This is a genomic window from Mucilaginibacter sp. 22184 (assembly GCF_052045695.1).
Classification (GTDB): Bacteria; Bacteroidota; Bacteroidia; order Sphingobacteriales; family Sphingobacteriaceae; genus Mucilaginibacter.
In genome coordinates this window covers 231,611-251,645 of sequence record NZ_JBQEPI010000004.1, presented here as the reverse complement: position 1 = coordinate 251,645, position 20,035 = coordinate 231,611, and the positions used below count along the sequence as shown (strand labels likewise).

General features: G+C 44.4%; 20 protein-coding genes and 1 riboswitch. Of the genes, 10 read left to right on the top strand and 10 right to left on the bottom strand.

What is annotated here, in order from left to right; all coding sequences use genetic code 11:
- Window positions 1-56: 56 nt before the first annotated feature.
- A complete protein-coding gene (locus ACTJKG_RS10945; protein WP_172334679.1) occupies window positions 57-953 on the bottom strand; it encodes an MBL fold metallo-hydrolase in 897 nt (298 codons plus the stop codon).
- Between the two features lie 92 nt (window positions 954-1,045).
- Here ACTJKG_RS10945 and ACTJKG_RS10940 point away from each other — a divergent pair, with 92 nt between their 5' ends.
- The 3 genes from ACTJKG_RS10940 (at window position 1,046) to ACTJKG_RS10930 (ending at window position 5,264) form a co-directional block, all read left to right on the top strand.
- Window positions 1,046-1,390, top strand: coding sequence for a winged helix-turn-helix transcriptional regulator (locus ACTJKG_RS10940; RefSeq protein ID WP_172334678.1), 345 nt, complete (start codon window positions 1,046-1,048; stop codon window positions 1,388-1,390).
- A gap of 138 nt (window positions 1,391-1,528) precedes the next feature.
- Window positions 1,529-1,727, top strand: a riboswitch (cobalamin riboswitch).
- A gap of 174 nt (window positions 1,728-1,901) precedes the next feature.
- Window positions 1,902-4,208, top strand: a complete 2,307-nt coding sequence (metE, locus tag ACTJKG_RS10935; RefSeq protein WP_440739335.1) for a 5-methyltetrahydropteroyltriglutamate--homocysteine S-methyltransferase — start codon at window positions 1,902-1,904, stop codon at window positions 4,206-4,208.
- Between the two features lie 57 nt (window positions 4,209-4,265).
- Complete coding sequence (locus ACTJKG_RS10930; protein ID WP_440739216.1) at window positions 4,266-5,264, top strand: beta-ketoacyl-ACP synthase III; 999 nt, start codon at window positions 4,266-4,268, stop codon at window positions 5,262-5,264.
- 168 nt (window positions 5,265-5,432) lie between these two features.
- On the opposite strand, the gene ACTJKG_RS10925 is transcribed toward ACTJKG_RS10930, so the two are convergent.
- The 6 genes from ACTJKG_RS10925 to ACTJKG_RS10900 form a co-directional block, all read right to left on the bottom strand.
- Window positions 5,433-6,056, bottom strand: a complete 624-nt coding sequence (locus ACTJKG_RS10925) for a porin family protein (RefSeq protein ID WP_440739215.1) — start codon at window positions 6,054-6,056, stop codon at window positions 5,433-5,435.
- Between the two features lie 102 nt (window positions 6,057-6,158).
- Window positions 6,159-7,019 carry a YitT family protein gene (locus ACTJKG_RS10920; RefSeq protein ID WP_172334675.1) on the bottom strand — a complete coding sequence of 287 codons (861 nt, stop codon included), beginning with the start codon at window positions 7,017-7,019 and terminating at the stop codon, window positions 6,159-6,161.
- Window positions 7,020-7,195: 176 nt separating this feature from the next.
- Entirely contained in the window at window positions 7,196-8,452 is a 1,257-nt protein-coding gene (locus tag ACTJKG_RS10915; protein WP_172334674.1) for an aspartate kinase, read from the bottom strand.
- Window positions 8,453-9,259: a DUF3298 domain-containing protein gene (locus ACTJKG_RS10910; protein WP_440739214.1), complete on the bottom strand. Its 807-nt coding sequence runs from the start codon at window positions 9,257-9,259 to the stop codon at window positions 8,453-8,455.
- A 3-nt stretch (window positions 9,260-9,262) separates the two neighbouring features.
- Window positions 9,263-9,730: an N-acetyltransferase family protein gene (locus tag ACTJKG_RS10905; RefSeq protein WP_440739213.1), complete on the bottom strand. Its 468-nt coding sequence runs from the start codon at window positions 9,728-9,730 to the stop codon at window positions 9,263-9,265.
- A gap of 115 nt (window positions 9,731-9,845) precedes the next feature.
- Window positions 9,846-10,532 (bottom strand): YggS family pyridoxal phosphate-dependent enzyme, encoded by a 687-nt coding sequence (locus ACTJKG_RS10900; protein ID WP_172334671.1) that lies wholly within the window; start codon window positions 10,530-10,532, stop codon window positions 9,846-9,848.
- 180 nt (window positions 10,533-10,712) lie between these two features.
- Here ACTJKG_RS10900 and ACTJKG_RS10895 point away from each other — a divergent pair, with 180 nt between their 5' ends.
- The 6 genes from ACTJKG_RS10895 (at window position 10,713) to ACTJKG_RS10870 (ending at window position 16,918) form a co-directional block, all read left to right on the top strand.
- Window positions 10,713-11,279 carry a DUF4296 domain-containing protein gene (locus tag ACTJKG_RS10895; RefSeq protein ID WP_172334670.1) on the top strand — a complete coding sequence of 189 codons (567 nt, stop codon included), beginning with the start codon at window positions 10,713-10,715 and terminating at the stop codon, window positions 11,277-11,279.
- On the top strand, window positions 11,260-13,626 hold the full coding sequence (locus ACTJKG_RS10890; RefSeq protein WP_440739212.1) for an endonuclease MutS2: 2,367 nt from the start codon (window positions 11,260-11,262) through the stop codon (window positions 13,624-13,626). Before ACTJKG_RS10895 ends, ACTJKG_RS10890 begins: the two co-directional genes overlap by 20 nt.
- Window positions 13,627-13,750: 124 nt before the next feature.
- On the top strand, window positions 13,751-14,113 hold the full coding sequence (locus ACTJKG_RS10885) for a VOC family protein (protein WP_172334668.1): 363 nt from the start codon (window positions 13,751-13,753) through the stop codon (window positions 14,111-14,113).
- A gap of 69 nt (window positions 14,114-14,182) precedes the next feature.
- Window positions 14,183-15,268, top strand: coding sequence for an SGNH/GDSL hydrolase family protein (locus ACTJKG_RS10880; protein WP_440739211.1), 1,086 nt, complete (start codon window positions 14,183-14,185; stop codon window positions 15,266-15,268).
- 130 nt (window positions 15,269-15,398) lie between these two features.
- Window positions 15,399-16,097 carry a CoA transferase subunit A gene (locus ACTJKG_RS10875; protein ID WP_172334666.1) on the top strand — a complete coding sequence of 233 codons (699 nt, stop codon included), beginning with the start codon at window positions 15,399-15,401 and terminating at the stop codon, window positions 16,095-16,097.
- 164 nt (window positions 16,098-16,261) lie between these two features.
- Window positions 16,262-16,918, top strand: a complete 657-nt coding sequence (locus ACTJKG_RS10870; RefSeq protein ID WP_440739210.1) for a 3-oxoacid CoA-transferase subunit B — start codon at window positions 16,262-16,264, stop codon at window positions 16,916-16,918.
- A gap of 100 nt (window positions 16,919-17,018) precedes the next feature.
- Here the strand turns inward: ACTJKG_RS10870 and ACTJKG_RS10865 are convergent, their stop codons facing one another.
- From ACTJKG_RS10865 to ACTJKG_RS10855, 3 genes are read right to left on the bottom strand one after another with little or no spacing between them, the layout of a single operon-like run.
- Window positions 17,019-17,651 carry a uridine kinase family protein gene (locus ACTJKG_RS10865; protein WP_172334664.1) on the bottom strand — a complete coding sequence of 211 codons (633 nt, stop codon included), beginning with the start codon at window positions 17,649-17,651 and terminating at the stop codon, window positions 17,019-17,021.
- Window positions 17,644-18,666 (bottom strand): LysM peptidoglycan-binding domain-containing protein, encoded by a 1,023-nt coding sequence (locus ACTJKG_RS10860; RefSeq protein WP_440739209.1) that lies wholly within the window; start codon window positions 18,664-18,666, stop codon window positions 17,644-17,646. The genes ACTJKG_RS10865 and ACTJKG_RS10860 overlap by 8 nt, the downstream gene beginning before the upstream one ends.
- 21 nt (window positions 18,667-18,687) lie before the next feature.
- Window positions 18,688-19,452: a DUF4905 domain-containing protein gene (locus ACTJKG_RS10855; protein WP_440739208.1), complete on the bottom strand. Its 765-nt coding sequence runs from the start codon at window positions 19,450-19,452 to the stop codon at window positions 18,688-18,690.
- Between the two features lie 95 nt (window positions 19,453-19,547).
- Between ACTJKG_RS10855 and ACTJKG_RS10850 the strand changes: the two genes are divergently transcribed.
- On the top strand, window positions 19,548-20,027 hold the full coding sequence (locus ACTJKG_RS10850) for a Dps family protein (RefSeq protein ID WP_172334661.1): 480 nt from the start codon (window positions 19,548-19,550) through the stop codon (window positions 20,025-20,027).
- Window positions 20,028-20,035 lie beyond the last annotated feature (8 nt).

The window sequence follows — 20,035 nt, the reverse complement described above, 5'->3', positions numbered from 1 at the left end:
TATCGGGAGAAAGAAGAACTAATTTTTTATTTCGCCCGATAGTCACAAGTTTTATATCATTCCACCACCCATGTAAACGCATCATTGTGCTTTTCAATATGCCCAAAACCCGGCCAGGGTAAATGATAACCGAAGACCCGTTGTTTTGATGTGGCAAATTCTTTAAGAATTGATTGGCGTGTACGGGCGGCCAAATCAAAATCAATATCGAAAACAGTACCCCATTCGGGTTTGGCAAACAGCACGATCTCGTCATGAAAAATATCGGCCATATGAATGAATTTTTCATTGCCCGAAATGATCGTGAACATACAATGGCCCGGTGTGTGCCCGGGTGTAAGTATGGGTTGCAAAAAATCAAATAGTGGCTCATCGGTATTGAATAGCTGTAACTTTCCGCTTATCTGCGTAAAGAAAAATTGGATCTCCTGCTGGAGCGATTGAAGTGAGGATAGCAGACTTTTACTTTTAGAGAAATCGGCATGATCATCCTGCCAAAAATCAAATTCTTTTTGGTGCAGATGGATCTTCGCGTTTGGGAAAACCAGTTGGCCGCTATGGCTTATCAGACCGCTAAAATGATCGGGGTGAGCATGGGTGAGTATAATATCGGTGAGATCGGCGGGTTTAATTCCGGCGGCATACAGATTGCCTGCTAATTTACCAGCGCCGGGTCTGGCTTTGTCACCGTTGCCTGCATCGATCATGATGGTCTTATCCGGTGATGTGAATACCATAATATTATGAGGCAGCATAAAGTGCGCGGTCAGGTTATTGTGGTTTTCCCGTAACTGTTTCAGTTCTGCAGGTGGTATACCGGGAGCAAAGCAGCCGTTATCATATTCTACATCTCCATCTGTAATAACCAACAGATTAAATGATTCAAAATGGTAACTTTTAACACCCGGAACCGGGTTTGTTTTTATAGCTGATATTTCTGAGTTCTTGGTCATATTATTTGTTTTTATCGCTGGCAAATGTCCCGGTTTTTGCTGATCATCGGCAAAAGACTATATTTATATGCTTAGGCAATAATTTTAGACTAATGGCAAAATCGATCACCCGTAAAACAAAAAATTTTAACCCAACCAACTGCGCGGTAACCTATTGTATGAATATTATTGGGGGCAAATGGAAACCGGTGATCATTCACCTGATCAGGAACGGAACCAACCGATACAGCTTAATGCAGAAAGGCATCCCCGAAATAAGCAAGCAAACCCTCACCAATCAATTGCGTGAATTGGAGGTAGACGGCGTATTGGAAAGAGTAGTTTTTGCCGAAGTGCCACCCCGGGTTGAATATCATATCAGCCAGCATGGCCAAACGTTACTGCCTATTATTGATGCCATGAAAGCGTGGGGATATGCCAACATGGGGAAATCGTAATCATTATTGACAGCAGAACATTTGCACATCTGCACATTTGTAATTTGCACATCTAAAAAACTTGTCCTATGGCAATTTCCTGCGTACGTTGATTATCGTGTTCCATTAAAGCCTATATTTGTTGTAATAAAGTTCTTTACTTTTTTTCAGCAATATGGTTTCCTGCCTGTGGAGGGCAGGGATTAAAAAGGAACCGTGTGTAAATCGCGGGCTGTCGCGCAACTGTAAGTAATACAAAAAGTTGTTGCCGGTAAGGTCCATTATTCCATCCAAACGGAATGAGAAGGACGGCAACAATATTACAAGCCAGGATACTTGCCCTATTGTATAAAAGACAATGCTTTCGCGTTTTGAAGCAGTAGTCAAAGAAAAAGGATAACCGCCGGCGCCCCTTTTTAGCGGCCTGCGCGTTGTTGTGCTTTTGCCTTTTATTACCATTTCCCGAAAGCATACCGAAAACCGTAAGGAGCATTAATTCAATTTAATGTTTAACCAAAAAAGTTTTATGCGTATGCTCAAAAACAATCTCGGGTATCCTCGTGTAGGTGCCCTCCGTGAACTTAAAAAGGCCAGTGAGGCGTATTGGGCCGGCCAATTTACCCGCGACGAGCTGTTTGCCGTTGCCCGCCAGATCAGGATCAGCAACTGGAAAACCCAGGTTGATGCCGGTATCGATCTGATTCCCTGTAACGATTTTAGCTTTTATGACCAGGTGCTGGATACTTCGCTCATGCTGGGTGTTATCCCTGAGCGTTACACCCCTGTTTTAACCCAAAACAAAGCCAATACCGAGATCGACCTGTACTTTGCCATGGCTCGCGGTTACCAGAAAGATGGCCTGGATGTAACCGCCATGGAAATGACCAAATGGTTTGATACCAACTACCACTACATTGTGCCCGAGTTTATACAAAACCAGCAGTTTCGGGTGTTTTCAGAAAAAGTATTTGATGAATTTACGCTGGCTAAACAACATACCGGTACTACACCAAAACCGGTGCTGATCGGTCCGGTAAGTTACCTGTTGCTGGGTAAAGAGAAACAAGCAGGCTTTAATAAGATCGATCTGATCAAAAAACTGGTGCCTGTTTATATCGAAGTATTGAAACGCCTGAAAGAGTATGGCGCGGTTTGGGTACAAGTAGATGAGCCTTTCCTGGCGCTTGATTTGACCCAGGCCGAAAAAGACGCCTTTGTATACGCTTACAACGAGATCAACAAAAATACTCCGGGTATCAAAATACTGCTTACCACTTATTTTGAAAGTCTGAAGGATAATACCCAGCTGGCCGTAAACCTGCCGGTAAGCGCCCTGCATATCGACCTGGTACGTGCCCCGCAGCAACTGGATGAGGTGCTTACCTTGCTGCCCGAAAAACTGAGCCTGTCGGTAGGTGTTATTGATGGCCGCAACATCTGGAAAAACGATTACATCAAATCCATATCGCACATCAGAAAAGCTATCGCGGTATTGGGTAAGGATAGGGTGATCATCGCGCCAAGCTGCTCTCTGCTGCATACACCTTTTGACCTCGACCTGGAAACTACCATCAACACCGAGATCAAAAACTGGATGGCCTTTGCTAAACAAAAACTGAACGAGGTTAACGAGCTGGCCCAGATCATCGAAGGTAATAACGACCTGCTGCAAGCCAATATCCAGGCTATATCCAGCCGTAATATTTCCAAGTTGATCCACAAACAGGAGGTTAAACAACGTGCCGCTTTTATCACTGATGCCGACGCACGCCGGGACAGTCCATTCAGTGATCGCCAAAAAATACAGCAGCAGCGTTTTAACTTACCCCTGTACCCTACAACTACCATAGGCTCGTTTCCGCAAACTAATGATATCCGCACGCTGCGTGCACGCCTCAAAAAAGGCGAACTGACCGAGGCGCAGTACGACGAGCAGATAGAAAAAGCCACTATCGAAGCCATCCGCTGGCAGGAAGAGATCGACCTGGATGTATTGGTACATGGCGAGTTTGAACGTAACGACATGGTAGAGTACTTTGGCGAGCGTTTGGATGGTTTCCTGTTCACCAAAAATGGCTGGGTACAAAGCTACGGCAGCCGCTGTGTTAAACCGCCGGTAATTTATGGTGATGTAAGCCGCCCGGCAGATATGACCGTTCGCTGGAGCAGCTTTGCCCAGGCCAATACCAACAAATTGATGAAAGGTATGCTTACCGGTCCGGTTACTATACTGCAATGGTCGTTTGTGCGCGATGATCAGCCCCGCTCCGAAACCACCTACCAGATAGCCCTGGCCATCCGCGATGAAGTGGTTGCCCTGGAGCAAGCCGGTATCAAAGTGATACAGATTGACGAACCCGCGATACGCGAAGGTTTGCCGTTGCGTAAAAACGATTGGGAAAGCTACCTGAACTGGGCCGTACGTGCTTTCCGTATATCGGCCAGTGGGGTGAAGGACGAAACACAGATCCATACCCACATGTGCTATAGTGAGTTTAATGACATCATTGGAAACATTGCCGATATGGACGCAGATGTGATCACCATTGAAACCTCGCGCTCGCAAATGGAACTGCTTAATGCCTTTGCCGATTTTAAATATCCTAATGAAATTGGCCCGGGTGTTTATGATATCCACTCGCCCCGCGTACCTACGGTTGATGAGATGGCCACGCTGCTCGAAAAAGCTTCGGCATTACTGCCGGCACGCAATTTATGGGTTAATCCCGACTGTGGTTTGAAGACACGTAAATGGCCCGAAACACAAACCGCGCTGGTGAATATGGTGCTGGCTGCAAAACAACTTCGTCAGTTAGTTGTAGAAACAACAGTTTCCTGACGTCAAAAACAGGCAATTTCCGTATAATTGCCTGTTTTTTGAAGAATTTTAGTATTTATGAAGTTAAAGAGCAGCGCAGTTATAACGGGTATAGGTGGTTATGTTCCAGATAGTATCCTGAGTAACAGTGATTTAGAAAAAATGGTTGATACAAACAGCGAATGGATAGTATCAAGAACAGGAATAAAGGAAAGAAGAATTTTAACCGATAAAACGCTCGCTACTTCTGATATGGCCACCTGGGCCATAAAAAATTTATTAGATAGTACTAAAGTTTCTCCAGATGAAATTGATTGTGTAATCATCGCCACATCAACCCCCGATCATTTATTATTATCAACTGCCAGCATTGTTTGCGATAAGGTGGGTATGTCCAATGCCTGGGCAACAGATGTAAACGCTGCCTGTAGTGGATTTTTGTATGCCTACACCCTGGGATCAAGCCTGGTGGAAGGCGGCCGTTATAAAAAAGTGATTGTGGTAGGTGCCGATCAGAACAGCGCTATCATCAACTATAAAGACCGTAACACCTGTATACTTTTTGGCGATGGGGCCGGAGCGGTTTTAATTGAACCTACTACCGATGGCACGGGCTTAATTGACAGTGTTTTTAAAACCGAGGGCAAAGGCCGGGAGCATTTACTGGTACCCGGCGGAGGCTCAAAAGTTCCGGCAACGGCCGAGAGCGTGGCTGCCAACAAACATTTTATACACCAGGATGGCCGGGTGGTTTTTAAAGCTGCCATTAACGGCATGACCGAAACCTGTAAAGAAGTTCTGAAACGTAACGATTTGACTATTGACGATATCAACTGGCTGATACCTCACCAGGCCAATTACCGCATCATTCATGCCGTTGGCGACCATTTGGGTTTACCCGCCGAGCGTGTAAAAGTAAATATCGAGAGGTACGGAAACACCACAGCTGCCACCATACCACTGTGCCTTTGGGATTTTAAAAACGACTTTAAATATAACGACAACATGATCCTGACCGCCTTCGGTGCCGGTTTTTCATGGGGGGCCACCCTGCTAAAATGGGGTAAGCTGAGATAGTTTAGCATTTGGGATCTTACACCGTAGTTGCGAGGAGGAACGACGTGGCAATCCCCGATTAGCAGAGCCACTCTGTATTTTAGGTATTGCCACGCTATCGCTCACAATGACGGGTTTCTTATAAAACAACAAAAGCGAGGGCATGCCCTCGCTTTTGTTGTTTTAGCCTTATTTCAGTATAAAATTAAAACCTACGTTAAAACTTCCCCTGCCAATCCTGACTATCGAACCTGGATTTGTTTTAAAGATATCGGTAAGTCCGGCTTGTTCGTTGTATTCCAGCAGAAGCTTTACGTTGTTTGATAATCGAATTTTAGTGCCAATTCCGGCTGCTATGCCAAAGTCGACGTTGTGAAAGTAATCTTTTACGTCAAGGCTAATATCGCTTGCTTTGGCACCCGCCAGGTAACCTGCGTAGGGGCCAAAATTCAGGTACCAGTTACGTTTTTTGCCAAAATGCCAGTTGGCCATTACGGGTAGGGTAATGTAGTTTAAGCGGTAATCGGTAATTAAGCCATTGCCTCTTGAATCGGTATAAATAAATCCATTTGCCCAGCCTTTCTGGTCAAAAATTAAACTTGTTTTTAAGCTCCAGCGGTTTGAGAAATAGAAATCGGTAGATACACCCGCGTTAAATGACGATTTTAAATCTGAATTACCCCAATAGTTGCTGATGGCAGAATAGCTGTAGCCGGCATGGATACCCAGTTCAACATCGCCTTTTTTCTGCTGGGCAAATGTGGTTGTAAGGGTTGCAATAACAATAGTAATTGTGGTAAGGATTTTTTTCATATATGATTTGGTTTAGGCCGCAAAGGAAATACTTTTTTAGCTAATAGCCTAAGGCTATTAGCTAAAAGCTGAAAAAAATATTACGTAAAAAAGCTTTCAGCTTTAATGAAGTCCTTTGCGTTTGAGCAGGCCGCCCGTGGTATCATCAATACTTTGCTGTACAATAAATGCTTTAGGATCGATACCCAGGATGGTTTGTTTAAGCGAAGGGATCTCGAGACGGGTAGCCACGGTAAAAACAATATCCCGCGGATCATTGATATGCCCATCTTTACCGTAGCCGCTTTTGCCCTGGTAAATAGTAACCCCGCGACCCAGCGTTTCGGTAATGGCCTTGCGGATGGCTTCGCTATGGGTTGATATGACGGTGATACCGGAGTATTGTTCGATACCGTTCAAAATAAAGTCGATCATTTTGGCGGCAGCCATGTAAGTAAGGATGGAGTACATAGCGGGCTCCACACCCAAAAAGAAAGCGGCCAAGCTAAATATAAGCACGTTGAGTACCAGAATAAAGTCGCTTACTTTAAGCAGTTGTGTTTTTTTGCTCACCAGCACGGCGGCAATTTCGGTGCCATCAAGCACGGCACCACCACGCATGGCCAAACCACTGCCTGTACCTATAAAAACACCCCCAAATACGGCGGTAAGTAATTTATCATGCGTAACATCGGGGAACTGAACCACAGCCAAAACTATCGCGAGCAGACCAATAGCCAGCGTACTTTTAATAGCGAACTGCAATCCCAGTTTTTTATAGCCCAACCAAAGGAAAGGTACATTGATAATAAAAATAAGTATAGAGATGGGCGCATGTGTGATATCCGATATCAGCATGGCTATACCGGTAGCGCCACCATCAATAAAATGGCTCGATAATAAAAAGCCTTTTAACCCAAATCCGGCAGATAATATTCCCAATCCTATAGTTATTGCATCTTTTACTGTCTTGATTGCGTCCATGCCCAAATATAGCCCTTTGAAGCTAAAAGGAGGCATAAAGGTAGGTTTTTGTTGGGAATTAGCCGGGAAAAACGTACGTCATTACGAGCGAAGCGTGGCAATCCCTAACTCTACAGAGCAGCTCTGCTTATCGGGGATTGCCACGCTTGGCTCGCAATGACGCGTTTGTTTTTTTTCTATTTCAACACCATCTGCGCCGTATTCCTGCTTACCTGTTCCAGCAACACAGTTTTACCGTTGGTTAGCTCTTTCAATGCGCCGTCGGCATGGTGCCTTACCGTGATGAGTGTTAAGCCGGTATTGTATTTTACTTTGAAATCCTGCTGCAAACTGTTCAGCAGTTTTTCAAAGCGCTCTTCGTAAAAGTCAAAACAAACAGAAAAGCTAAGGGCCGAGGTTTGCATTACGTTTACTTTTACCTGGTTCTGCGCAAACAGACCAAAAACATCGCTCAGGTGATCTTCGGTGATAAAAGAATAGTCTTTAGAAGATACCGACAGCAACACCTGGTTTTGTTTAAGGATGATGACCGGTTTTACAAAGCTATTTACGCCATCTTCCTTAATAATAGTCCCCGGCGCCGATGGATCAGAAAACGGTTTAACCAGCAAGGGTATATTGGCATTCTGCAGCGGTTTGATGGTTTTGGGGTGGATGACACTTGCGCCGTAATAGGTCATCTCGATAGCTTCGGAATAGGAGAGCTCATCAAACTTTACCGTATCAGTAAAAAACTTAGGGTCGGCGTTCAGGATACCGGGCACATCCTTCCAGGTAGTTACCGATTCGGCACCCAGGCATGATGCAAAGATGGACGCGGTATAGTCCGATCCCTCACGCCCCAATGTGGTGGTAAAATTCTCAGATGTGCCGCCCAAAAAACCCTGGGTTACAACAATGCCTTTATCCAGCAAAGCCGGGATGCCTTTGGTGATGCTTTCACGGGTTTTATCCCATTGCACTGCGCCTTCACGATAAGTATTATCGGTATGGATATAGCCACGTACATCCAGCCATTGGTTTTTTAACCCTTCTTTATTTAAGTATGCACTGATGATGCGGGTAGATACCAGCTCGCCGATGGATACGATCTGGTCGTAAATAAAGTCGTATTCATCATGGGGTTCATCCTCAATCATCCAGTCAATCTCCACAAAAGTGTTGGCTATTTCATCAAACACCGGGTGCTTGGCATCAAACAGCTCATGCAGGATATCGAAATGGTACTGTTTGATGCCTTCGTAGATGAGGTGCATATTGTCCGACTGATCCACATAGGCCCGGGTAAGGCTTTCCAGTGCGTTGGTGGTTTTGCCCATGGCCGATACCACGATAAGTAACTGATTCCCTGTATATTTTTTAACAACGCTGGCCAGGTTAATGATGCCACCGGCATCTTTAACAGACGCGCCTCCGAATTTAAAAACAAGCATTTATTTGATGTATTTGGACACAACCGAACCTGGTCGTAATAATGATTTGATGGATGAATAGGGGATGATGAGGGTTGTTGTACCGCCCGCGTAAGGTTTGATCTCGTAGGAGTTATAAAAGAATTTTAGTCCGACGGGGCTGATCAGGAAATTATCATTCAGCGCGAATTTATTATCCTTAAAAAAGTAATCATTAGCCAGCGAAGCAGTGGGGCTCAGTTTTTCGTCTTTCCTGAAAATGCTTTCGGCAATGGTTCTGAGCTTTTCTTCATATCCGGCAGTAAAAATATCATCCAGCGTAAGGTCTTTATTAGCTTTAGTATCCCAGTTGATAAAGAATGTAGCAGCGGCACCATGCGCGCCTCCCTGGTAAGTATCGCCGCCAACTTCAAGTGTTGTCAGGCTCGAATCCTGTAATATCACTTTGGCATAGCTGTTCAGCTTGTAATACATAGCCAGTTTGGGCTCAGTTTTCTTCAAATCATTGTACGATTTAAAGAAAGCCTTGTTCATAAGCTCAATGGTGCTATCTGGCTGCCCATCCATGGCAAACAGGCCTCTTATCTTCTGGGTGATAGAGTCGTTCAGCTTTTTCTGCCCTGTAAAAACCGGGTATTTGATGGTTACTACAGCACAGGCACTGTCTGGCTTATTGCCGCAATCTGCCGCACGCTCATGTATGTTTTTGTAGGTATAGGAAAGCGTGTCGGCACTGGTAGTGTCCTTCTGCTTTGATGGAACACCCCATTGGCATGACGCGAAAGCGAAACTAACAACGATAAAATAAAACAGGTAGCTGGTTTTCATGGCTTAATAGTTTAAAAGCTGTTCTTTTGATAAGGAGGCATTGAGCCACCCGGCCTCAATATTGGCTTCGTATTTTTTATAAAAATTGATGGCCGGCTCGTTCCAGTCGAGCACTTGCCATACCATACCGCTAAAGCCTAATTCTTTGGCCTCAGCAATCAGTACGTTGAATAATAATTTACCAACACCTTTGCCGCGATATTGTTCGGTAATAATCAGGTCTTCCAAATATAAGCGGCAGCCTTTCCAGGTAGAGTAGCGTACATAATAAACCGCGAAGCCAATTATCTGACCCTCAGCTTCGGCAACAAAAGCCTTCCAAACAGGTTTAGGGCCAAAGCCGGCATCCTCAAACTCCTGCAGACTTACGGTTACCTCTTCGGGCGCTTTTTCAAAAAGGGCCAATTCATGCACCAGATCCATTAAACGCGGACAGTCTTCTTTGCGGGCAATTCTTATATCGATGTTCATTAGTTCAATTGTTCATTAGGTTTTGCAAACCAATAAAATTCATTTTTGTAATTATGAAAAACTATTCAGACGATCAGGCAACCACTCACTTAATCAACCCAATCTAACCACTCACTTAATTATTTTTCCAGTGCTTAATAACACGGTTGCCAAAAATGGTGCTGCCTACGCGTACCATATTACTACCCTGCTCAATGGCCAGTTTATAATCTGATGACATGCCCATCGACAGGGTATCAAAAGTATCTATCTTGCGGAAATAGCTTTGTTTAATGCCGTCAAAAAATGTCTTCAGTTCGTAATATTCTTCTTTGATCTGTTTTTCGTTATCGGTATTGGTGGCAATACCCATCAGTCCGCGAATGCGTACGTTATTAAACGTTACAAACTCATCTGAGCGCAGCAGTTCAATGGCTTCGTCAAAACCCAGGCCGTATTTGGTTTCTTCATCGGCGATATATATCTGCAACAAGCAATCTATAATACGGCCAGCTTTTTCCGCATGTTTGTTGATCTCATGCAGCAGTTTCAGGCTGTCGACAGATTGGATCATGCTCACAAAAGGAGCAATATATTTAACCTTATTGCTTTGTAAATGCCCTATCAGGTGCCATTTAATATCTTTAGGTAGCTGCTCATATTTCTCTACCAGCTCCTGCACGGTGTTTTCGCCAAACAGGCGCTGCCCTGCATCATAGGCCTCCTGCAGGTCGGCAGCAGGTTTAGTTTTCGACACCGCCAATAAAGTTACCCCCGGGCCCGTTTCTTTTTTTAAACTTTTGATATTATCTGCAATGCTCATTTATCCGTAAATTTGCTTAATTATTAAGGGCCTCACTTAAATACACTCCATCCCGATAGCTATCGGGAGAGAGGACTTTAGCCCTGCTCTTTTTTGAACCTTCTCCCGATGGCTATCGGGATGGAGAGGGCAGGGTGAGGCTCTTTGAATATTTTACTTAATTAGCCGCTAAATTACAGAATGCATAAATATTTAACCTTGTTTTTTTCAGTATCACTACTTTTATGTGCCTGTAAAAACGATAAACCGCCCGGCGGACTTATAAAACCTGATGCGATGGCTGGTCTGCTAACCGAAATTCACATCATTGACGGACATTTATACTCTGGGTTGCAAACACCGGATACGCTGTACAAATATGGTATGGGCAATTATCTGGCCGCCTTTGAACGGTTCCATACCGACTCCGGAACTTTTAAAAGGAGCATGAATTATTATGCCAAATACCCGGACAAGCTTACCGATATATATGATAAGGTTGATGAGCGGATCAAAGCCCTGGCCGATTCGGTTAACAAGCTACAGGCCATAAACCGCAAGGCTGAATTAAAAGCCGATTCTATCAAAATGGCTCATAAGGCCGATTCTATTAAAAAAGCTGTTCACAAAGCCATAAAGCCGGTAAACAAGGCCGACTCTATCAAAAAGGCCGCAAACAAGCTTGATTCTATCAAAAAGGCCATGAAAAAGGCTGATTTTCTAAAAAAGTTAAAACAAAAACATCCTGATGCTTTACCCAAAAAATAGTGTTGATAAGCTGGGGTTTACCGAGGTAAAAGAATTAATTAAAGCGCATTGCCTGAGCGAAATGGGTCAACAAATGGTTGACAAGATACAGGTGATGAGCAATTACGACCTGATATACAAGTTCCTGAACCAGGCCAACGAGTTTAAAAATATCCTGGTTAATGATGCTGCCTTACCCATTCATCACTTTTTCGATATAAAAACCTTAGCCAACAAAGCCCGTATTGAGGGCGTATTTTTGTCTGAGGAAGAATTTTACCAGGTGCAAACCTCCCTGCAAACCGTATTCGCGGTGATCGCTTACTTTAGCGAGCGGGAAGGGTTATACCCAAACCTCGAGGCTTTATTTGAACACCTGCCTATTGAAAAGGCGATCCTGAAAAAGATTGACGCCGTTATTGACCCCAAAGGCAAGATCCGTCCCAACGCTTCGCGCGAGCTGAATGAAATTACCCTGGGCATTGCCAAGGCCGAACAAGAGGCCCGCAAAAAGATAGACCAGATATTTAAAGCCGCATCCGGCAGTGGTTGGACGGCCGATGGCTCGCTTACCGTACGCGATGGTAGGCTGTGTATCCCGCTGCTGGCCGAAAACAAACGCAAGCTTAAAGGATTTATCCATGATGAATCCGCATCGGGCCAAACCGTTTATATGGAACCCGAGGAGGTATTTACGCTGAATAACCGTGTACGTGATCTGGAGTTTGAGCGCCGCCGCGAGATAGTTAAAATATTAACTGCTTTGACAGATGAATTGCGGCCCTATACGCCGCTTTTACTATCCTATCATGGTTTGTTAACCAAGCTCGATTTTGTACGCGCCAAGGCGCTGTTTGCTATTGATATAGAGGCCGAAATGCCGCAGGTAGTTAACGAAGCCCGCTTAAAATTGTACAATGCCCGCCATCCGCTGTTGTTCCTGAATTTCAAGAACGAGCAGAAAACGGTAGTTCCGCTCAATGTGCATATTGACGAAGGTACCCGCATTATTGTGGTATCGGGGCCGAATGCGGGTGGTAAGTCGGTTTGTATGAAAACCGTTGGTTTACTGCAAATGATGGTGCAGGCCGGTTTGCTGATCCCGGCTGCCGAAGCCAGCGTGGTTGGGGTGTTTAAACAAATGTTTGTGGATATTGGCGATGATCAGTCGATCGAGAGCGATTTGAGTACCTATAGCGCGCACCTGAGCAAAATGAAAACTTTTGTGGAAGATGCTAACGGCAAAACGCTCATCCTGATTGATGAGTTTGGTACCGGAACTGATCCGCAGTTTGGCGGCCCTATTGCCGAGGCTGTGCTGGAATCCCTGAATCAGAAAAAGGTGCGGGGGATGGTCACCACGCACTACTCCAACCTCAAAATATTTGCCAGTAATACCGAGGGTATCGAAAATGCTTCGATGCTGTTCAACAATGTGGAAATGAAACCGCTTTACCAGTTAGAAATTGGCAAGCCCGGCAGTTCCTACGCGTTTGAGATCGCTCAGAAAATAGGTTTACCGGCCAATGTGCTTAACCTCGCCAAAAATAAAATAAGCGAAGGCCAGAAAAAAGTAGATACCCTGCTGGTTGACCTGGAACGCGAAAAGCGCGAAATATTTGAAACCAAGCAAAAGCTGGATAAGCAGCAACGCCGTGTAAACGAACTGCAAACCGAAAACGAGAAGCTGAAAAGCTACCTGGACGAGAACAAAAAAGTGCTGATCAAAGAGGCTAAGGATCAGGCTAAAAACATCATCCTGAATGCCAATAAGCTGGTGGAGAATACCATATCCGAAATAAAAAGCAGCAATGCCGATAAGGAGGTAACCCGTGCCCTGCGCGAAAACCTGAATACCGAGCTTAAAAAGAATACCGTTAAAGTTGAACCCGTAAAACCAAACCCGGCAGCTGCAGACGAAGAGTTGAAACCCGGCGATTGGGTGAAACTAACCGATTCGGAAACTACCGGGCAGGTGATCGAGCTGATCAAGGACAATGTGGTAATTGCCATTGGCGACCTGCGTACCGTGGCCAAAAAGAAACGGGTTGTCAAAGTTTCCAAATCGTCGGTACCGAAGGATATCCGCAGAAACTTTAGCTCGCACACCAATGATCTGGCTAGTTTTAGTCCGGAGATTGATGTGCGGGGGATGCGTACCGAAGATGCCCTGCACGCCATTGAAAAACTGTTTGACCGCGCCTTGATGATGGGCTTCAATAACCTCAAAATCATTCATGGTAAAGGCGATGGTATCCTGCGTAAAATGATCAGGCAGTACCTCAAAAAGTACGACCAGGTAGATCGCCTGGAAGATGAACACGCCGACCGCGGCGGCGATGGTATAACATATGCATATTTAAAGTAAATTAGCTGTTAAAATAAGTATCGAGTAGTTAGTATCAAGTATCAAGATTGCTTAAATGCGGCATCTGCTGTCAATAAAAAAGTCGTGATACTTGATACTAACTACTCGATACTAAACGTAAATTATGGCATTAAAAAGTATCACTCCTATGTTATATACGCTTCGTGTTAAGGAAAGCGTTGATTTTTATGTTAGTAATCTGGGTTTTACCTGCGTTGGTTTTGATGAAGACTGGGGCTGGGCAACCGTGAGCAGGGATGATATCGAAATTATGATCGCGCTCCCCAATGAGCACGAAACCTTTACCGTGCCCAAATTCACGGGCTCTTTTTACATCCGCACCAATAACGTGGATGAGCTATGGAATGAGTTGAAGGAAAAAGCGGTGATCTGCTATCCTATTGAAGATTTTAACTATGGTATGCGGGAGTTCGCGGTTTTTGATAACAATGCCTATATACTGCAGTTTGGCACGCCTTTGGAATAGTTGGGATTGAAGATTGAGGTTGATTTTATTTAAACAGTTTTTTATAATTTTAAATCACAGCCATTAACCATGCGTAAGATCTGCACTGTAGTTCTGTTCCTTATTTTTGCTATCGGTTTAAGTTGCGCTGATGCTCAGATTGCGGTATTTAATAGTAAAGACCCGCACATACGTTATACCGGCCGCATCAATATGACCGACGGAGCCGCTGAACTTTACTGGACGGGTTCGTCGGTTAAAATTAACTTTAGCGGTACTGGTGCATCGGCGCTCCTACGGGACGAACGCGGCGAAAACTACTTTACCGTTATTGTTGATGGCAAGGTAGCTAACACCATTCATTTAGACAGTACCAAACGGGTTTATACCCTGGCCGAAGGATTGCCAGCCGGAGCACATAGTGTTGAGTTATTTAAACGTACAGAGTGGGAAATGGGCAAAACTACTTTTTACCAGTTTATACTGGCCAAAGAAGCTACTGTTTTGCCTGCGCCACCTGCTAAAAAGCACAGGATAGAGTTTTTTGGTAATTCCATTACCTGCGGATACGCGGTGGAAGATACTACCGGGCAGGATAGGGGCTCCGCGCCCTATGAAAATGGCTATATCAGCTATGCGGCCATTACCGCCCGCCATTTTGATGCCGATTATGTATGTACTGCTAAAAGTGGTATCGGTGTTATGGTAAGCTGGTTCCCGCTCATTATGCCCGAAATGTATAACCGGCTTAATCCAAAGGATCCCACAAGCTTATGGGATTTTTCCAAATATATGCCGGAGCTGGTGGTGATCAACCTGTTTCAGAACGATTCCTGGATAGTTCAGCAACCCAACAATCAGCAGTTTAAAGAACGCTTTGGCGCCAAAGCACCCGAATCCGACCAGATCATTAAAGCTTACAGGGAGTTTGTAAAAAATATCCGCAAAAAATACCCTAAAGCACAGATCATTTGTGCGCTGGGCAGTATGGACGCTACCAAAGCAGGTTCGCCATGGCCTGGTTATATCGAAAAGGCGGTAGCCAGCCTCAATGATAAGGCAATTTATACCCATTTTTTCCCTTTCAAAAACACTCCCGGACACCCCAGCGCCAAGGAGCAGCAAGTTATGGCCGATGATCTGATCAGCTTTATTGATAAGCAGGTGAAGTGGTAAAACGCCAGTAGAGTCAAGAAGTTAGAGTCAGGAATCAAGAAGGAAAAAGCTTTATTATATGGCTATTTCTTACGTCTTGATTCTTGACTCTTAATTCTTATATCTAAATTTGAGCAACCAATTATAGAACATGAATAAAGTAGTTAGTGGTGCCGATGAGGCCATCCGCGATATTCAGGATGGCATGACTTTAATGCTGGGTGGCTTTGGCCTTTGCGGGTTGCCCGAAAATTGTATAGCCGCGCTGGTAAAACAGGGGCGCAAACAACTTACCTGTATCTCAAACAATGCCGGGGTTGATGATTTTGGCATCGGCCTGATGCTGAAACAGCGGCAGGTAAAAAAAATGATCTCCTCATACGTTGGCGAAAATGCCGAATTTGAACGCCAGTTACTCAGCGGCGAACTGGAAGTAGAACTGCTGCCGCAGGGCACGCTGGCTACCCGCTGTATGGCTGCCGGTTATGGTATGCCCGCTATTTTTACCCCTGCCGGTGTAGGAACCGAAGTAGCCGAAGGCAAAGAAACCCGTAATTTTAACGGTAAGGATTACCTGATGGAAATGGCTTTTGATGCCGATTTTGCCATTGTAAAAGCCTGGAAGGGTGATACCATGGGCAACCTGGTGTACCGGTCCACCGCGCGTAATTTTAACCCGGTGATGGCCATGGCGGGTAAAATAACCATTGCCGAGGTAGAAGAACTGGTACAACCCGGCGAACTCGATCCCGATCATATCCATACTCCTGGTATTTATGTACATCGTATTTTCCAGGGTAAAGATTATGAGAAAAGGATAGAACAGAGGACGGTGAGGGTGAAGCAATAAAGATAGAAGGAGCAAAGAGCAAAGGCAAAAAAGAACCTGAACAAAACCACGCGTCATTGCGAGCGTAGCGTGGCAATCCCAAACTATACAGAGCGACTCTGTAAATCAGGGATTGCCACGTCGTTCCTCCTCGCAATGACGTGCTGGGAAATAAATAAGAAATTATGTTGGATAAAACAGGAATAGCAAAGCGAATAGCTAAAGAAATAAAAGACGGTTACTACGTGAACCTGGGGATTGGTATCCCCACCTTAGTAGCCAATTATATACCCGAAACCATGGATGTGGTGCTGCAGTCAGAAAATGGCTTGCTGGGCATGGGACCATTTCCGTTTGAAGGGGAGGAGGATCCGGATGTGATCAACGCGGGTAAACAAACTATTACCATGTTGCCGGGCTCGGCCATATTTGATTCGGCTATGAGTTTTGGGATGATCCGTGCGAAAAAGGTAAACCTCACCATCCTGGGCGCTATGGAGGTATCTGAAAATGGTGATATTGCCAATTGGAAGATTCCCGGTAAAATGGTAAAAGGCATGGGCGGCGCCATGGACCTGGTAGCATCCGCCGAAAACATCATTGTAGCCATGCAGCACGTGAACAAAGCAGGCGAATCAAAGCTATTGCCCCAATGTACTCTGCCGCTCACCGGTGTACACTGCGTAAAAAAAATAGTGACCGAACTGGGCGTATTTGATGTATTGCCCGAAGGTGGTTTTAAACTGTTGGAACGTGCGCCGGGTGTAAGTGTGGAAGAGATTAAAAATGCAACTGCCGGTAAACTGATTGTTGAAGGAGAAATTCCGGAAATTGTTATTTGATCCGTAGTTCATGGATCATAGGTGATTTATAGATCATAGTTGATAATTCGTCGTGATTAATACCATGAACCATTAACTATGATCTATGAACCATCAATTATTAAAATAATTTCTTCCTTAAATCTGCCGATATTTCTTCGGTTACGGCAATGATATCCTGGGCAACATGACTGTTGTTGGTGATCACCCGGTCGCATTCGTCTTTATAAGGCAATAAAAACTCTTTATAAGCTGGTACCACATGGTTAATCCATTTGTACATCACATCATCGTGCGAGTAGCCGCGCTCTATCAGATCGCGTTTCAGGCGGCGTTCTAAGGCCACTTCTTCGTTGGCTTCAATAAAAACTTTCATGTCCAGCATATCTGCAATATCCCTGAAATGCAGAATGAACAAGCCTTCTACAATTAAAATAGGCGCCGGCTTTATTTCCAGCATTTTGGGCACAATATTAGGGTTGTTAAAAGTATACTCGGGCTTAATAATGGTTTCATTATTAAAAAGTTTACTGATATCCTGCTGAAAGTGTTCATGGTCGATAGTAGATGGCAGGTCGAAATTATACTCCTTATTCTCTTCGGGCGTCATGTTATGGGCCACCGGAAAATAGTAGTCATCCTGCGATACCAGGCACACCTCGTCGGCAGTAAAATGCTCCAGGAAACATTTTAAGAAAAAGGTTTTGCCAGATCCACTACCACCGGCAATTCCAATAATATAAGGTTTATTCATTCGGGTTCGGACTGCCGTAGCTGATGTTTACGTGAATGCGTTTATCTAAAGCACCTAATGCGTCGGCTGTGTTTTTGGTCATTACAATAAGTACATCCTTGGTAGCTTCGCTGTCGGTAAATCGGCCTACAACTTTAGCATAGGTGGTATGGTTGTTCATAGGATTGGTAATCTTGATCACGGTGCCGATAGGGGCGGTGCGGTGTAATACCAGTTCCTTTTTAGGGTCAAGGCTGGTATCATCTATCCAGGTGGCTACACCTGTTTCATTTTTTTCATACAGGCCAAAACGGTTGGCTTTCAGTTTATTGCCCGCGCTGTCAATAGCGGCCACGGTTGAATCAGAGGTGGTTACTACCGCGTCTTGCTTAGCCACAGGTCTTTCTTCTGGTGGCATGCCCGAGCGTACTTTAATCACCTGATTCGGGGTAAGCGTGCTGGAAGTTAAGTTGTTCAGTTTGGTGATATCTTCAACAGAAGTGCCGAAACGTTTGGCTATAGAATAAAGCGTTTCGCCAGCAGACACTTTGTACTGCTGCACATTATCCATATTTACCGGCTTGGCAGGGGTGGTATCGGCAGCTGGTGTTGTAGTTGTTACGGTTGTAGCCGGGGCTTGTTGCTGTACTACCGGCTGTTGTGTTTGTGGTTTTGGTTGTTGAGCTACCGGCTGTTGTGGCTTTGGCTGCTGAACAGGCTGTTGCACTTGTGGCCTGGTTTGCTGAACCGGCGCAGGTGTTGTGGCAGCGGTTTGTGTAAATGATTGTTCGGTAGGTACTTTAACAATGCCGCCAATTTTAAGCGGCGCGTTGTTATTGAATTGCATGATAGCCTTAGGGCTTACATTATAACGGCGACCGATAGAGTAATAATTATCTTTAGGATCAAGTTTGTGTAGTACAACTTTTTTTCCGTTCAGGTTTTCAACTCCAACAGAGTCTACAACCGGGTTTGCAAAAATGGATATGGACAGGGTAAGTAGGGGAGCGATGACTAATAAAATCTTTAATTTCATAATAAATTATAATACAGTAACTTATAAGTTTAAAACTATTAATGCTGACCGTTCTTTTAAATAGATCAGGTTATTCTTATGTACTACAAACGCCTCGGGCTGCAATTTTTGTATGTTGCTGTTTAACAAATCATGGTAAACAATTACGCCTTCGCTATCAATAATATATAAATGCTGCTTTATTTTTTCCTGAAAAAACGTGTGCAAAGATACAATTCTGTAGCTATTGTGCTCCAAATAATGAAGGCTATTTAAATAAGGTTCGGCAGGTAAGGGTAATTCTTTTAAAAGAGATGCCGGGAGCATCTGGGGTACAACAATATCATTATGTAATGGTGTATCTATTGCCGGTTGATGGGTTCGTAAAAGTCCGCCTGTTTTTATATCGGCCAAAAATAATTTCGGGGGCTGTACCTGGGCGTTATAAACTATGGGGCCGTTTACACACAGGTGATCAAAGGCCAGGGTATAATTGCTCCACAGCGTTTCTCCGCTTGTGCCATCAATGGCTATCAGGCCTTTATGTACAGGGCCTTTCTCTGATTGATAATTGTGTACGAGGAGCGTACCATCGTAAGCCGTTTCAATACCGGTAAGCCATCGCTCGGGGGTGGTGATATCCTTAAAGTAAACATCGCCGCTGAGCAGATTTATGGCGCCAAAAGCTACTTTTTTATCTTCGCTGTTACGCAGTTCAACAAACAATGTGGAGCTGATAACGTCAATTTCCATACGCCAGATGGGCCAGTCAAATTGTTGGTTAATAAAAGGTAGCATCTGTGTCATAAAGTGTGTAAATATGGGTAATAAATTCAAATCTGCTTATATTTACCAAACATTGCTGCCAAGCTAATGTTAAACATAAAAATCACTATTTATATATGAACGCTAAAGAAATTAGTCTGGAAGAAGGTAAAGTAAAACCTGTTGTTGACCACTTAAATGACCTTTTGGCCAACTATCATATCTACTACCAAAAAGTACGCGGCTGCCACTGGAACATCAAAGGACAAAACTTTTTTACGCTGCATTTAAAGTTCGAAGAACTGTATACTGCAGCGCTGACCACCATTGACGAACTTGCCGAGAGGATATTAACCCTGGGCAAATCGCCATACAGCACATTTAATGATTATATTACAAAATCGGCCATCAAAGAAATCCAAACCATTGGCTTAAAAGATACCAAAATGGTAAAAGCCGTTATTGATGACCTGGCTGTTTTAATTGCCAAAGAAAGAGAGATCCTGGACATTACCGCCGAAGCAGGTGACGATGGCTCAAACGATATGGTGAACCGCTTTATGCAGTTTAACGAAAAAAATACCTGGATGCTACGTTCATTTGTGAACGAGGACTAAGAAACACC

Bases quoted from the DNA above. Each gene is read 5' to 3' on its own strand.
- ACTJKG_RS10945 (WP_172334679.1), bottom strand. From the start codon at position 953: ATGACCAAGAACTCAGAAATATCAGCTATAAAAACAAACCCGGTTCCG.
- ACTJKG_RS10880 (WP_440739211.1), top strand. From the start codon at position 14,183: ATGCGTAAGATCTGCACTGTAGTTCTGTTCCTTATTTTTGCTATCGGT.
- ACTJKG_RS10920 (WP_172334675.1), bottom strand. From the start codon at position 7,019: ATGGACGCAATCAAGACAGTAAAAGATGCAATAACTATAGGATTGGGA.
- ACTJKG_RS10870 (WP_440739210.1), top strand. From the start codon at position 16,262: ATGTTGGATAAAACAGGAATAGCAAAGCGAATAGCTAAAGAAATAAAA.
- ACTJKG_RS10890 (WP_440739212.1), top strand. From the start codon at position 11,260: ATGCTTTACCCAAAAAATAGTGTTGATAAGCTGGGGTTTACCGAGGTA.
- ACTJKG_RS10930 (WP_440739216.1), top strand. From the start codon at position 4,266: ATGAAGTTAAAGAGCAGCGCAGTTATAACGGGTATAGGTGGTTATGTT.
- ACTJKG_RS10860 (WP_440739209.1), bottom strand. From the start codon at position 18,666: ATGAAATTAAAGATTTTATTAGTCATCGCTCCCCTACTTACCCTGTCC.
- ACTJKG_RS10910 (WP_440739214.1), bottom strand. From the start codon at position 9,259: ATGAAAACCAGCTACCTGTTTTATTTTATCGTTGTTAGTTTCGCTTTC.
- ACTJKG_RS10875 (WP_172334666.1), top strand. From the start codon at position 15,399: ATGAATAAAGTAGTTAGTGGTGCCGATGAGGCCATCCGCGATATTCAG.
- metE (WP_440739335.1), top strand. From the start codon at position 1,902: ATGCTCAAAAACAATCTCGGGTATCCTCGTGTAGGTGCCCTCCGTGAA.
- ACTJKG_RS10915 (WP_172334674.1), bottom strand. From the start codon at position 8,452: ATGCTTGTTTTTAAATTCGGAGGCGCGTCTGTTAAAGATGCCGGTGGC.
- ACTJKG_RS10940 (WP_172334678.1), top strand. From the start codon at position 1,046: ATGGCAAAATCGATCACCCGTAAAACAAAAAATTTTAACCCAACCAAC.
- ACTJKG_RS10905 (WP_440739213.1), bottom strand. From the start codon at position 9,730: ATGAACATCGATATAAGAATTGCCCGCAAAGAAGACTGTCCGCGTTTA.
- ACTJKG_RS10895 (WP_172334670.1), top strand. From the start codon at position 10,713: ATGCATAAATATTTAACCTTGTTTTTTTCAGTATCACTACTTTTATGT.
- ACTJKG_RS10850 (WP_172334661.1), top strand. From the start codon at position 19,548: ATGAACGCTAAAGAAATTAGTCTGGAAGAAGGTAAAGTAAAACCTGTT.
- ACTJKG_RS10885 (WP_172334668.1), top strand. From the start codon at position 13,751: ATGGCATTAAAAAGTATCACTCCTATGTTATATACGCTTCGTGTTAAG.
- ACTJKG_RS10855 (WP_440739208.1), bottom strand. From the start codon at position 19,452: ATGACACAGATGCTACCTTTTATTAACCAACAATTTGACTGGCCCATC.
- ACTJKG_RS10900 (WP_172334671.1), bottom strand. From the start codon at position 10,532: ATGAGCATTGCAGATAATATCAAAAGTTTAAAAAAAGAAACGGGCCCG.
- ACTJKG_RS10925 (WP_440739215.1), bottom strand. From the start codon at position 6,056: ATGAAAAAAATCCTTACCACAATTACTATTGTTATTGCAACCCTTACA.
- ACTJKG_RS10865 (WP_172334664.1), bottom strand. From the start codon at position 17,651: ATGAATAAACCTTATATTATTGGAATTGCCGGTGGTAGTGGATCTGGC.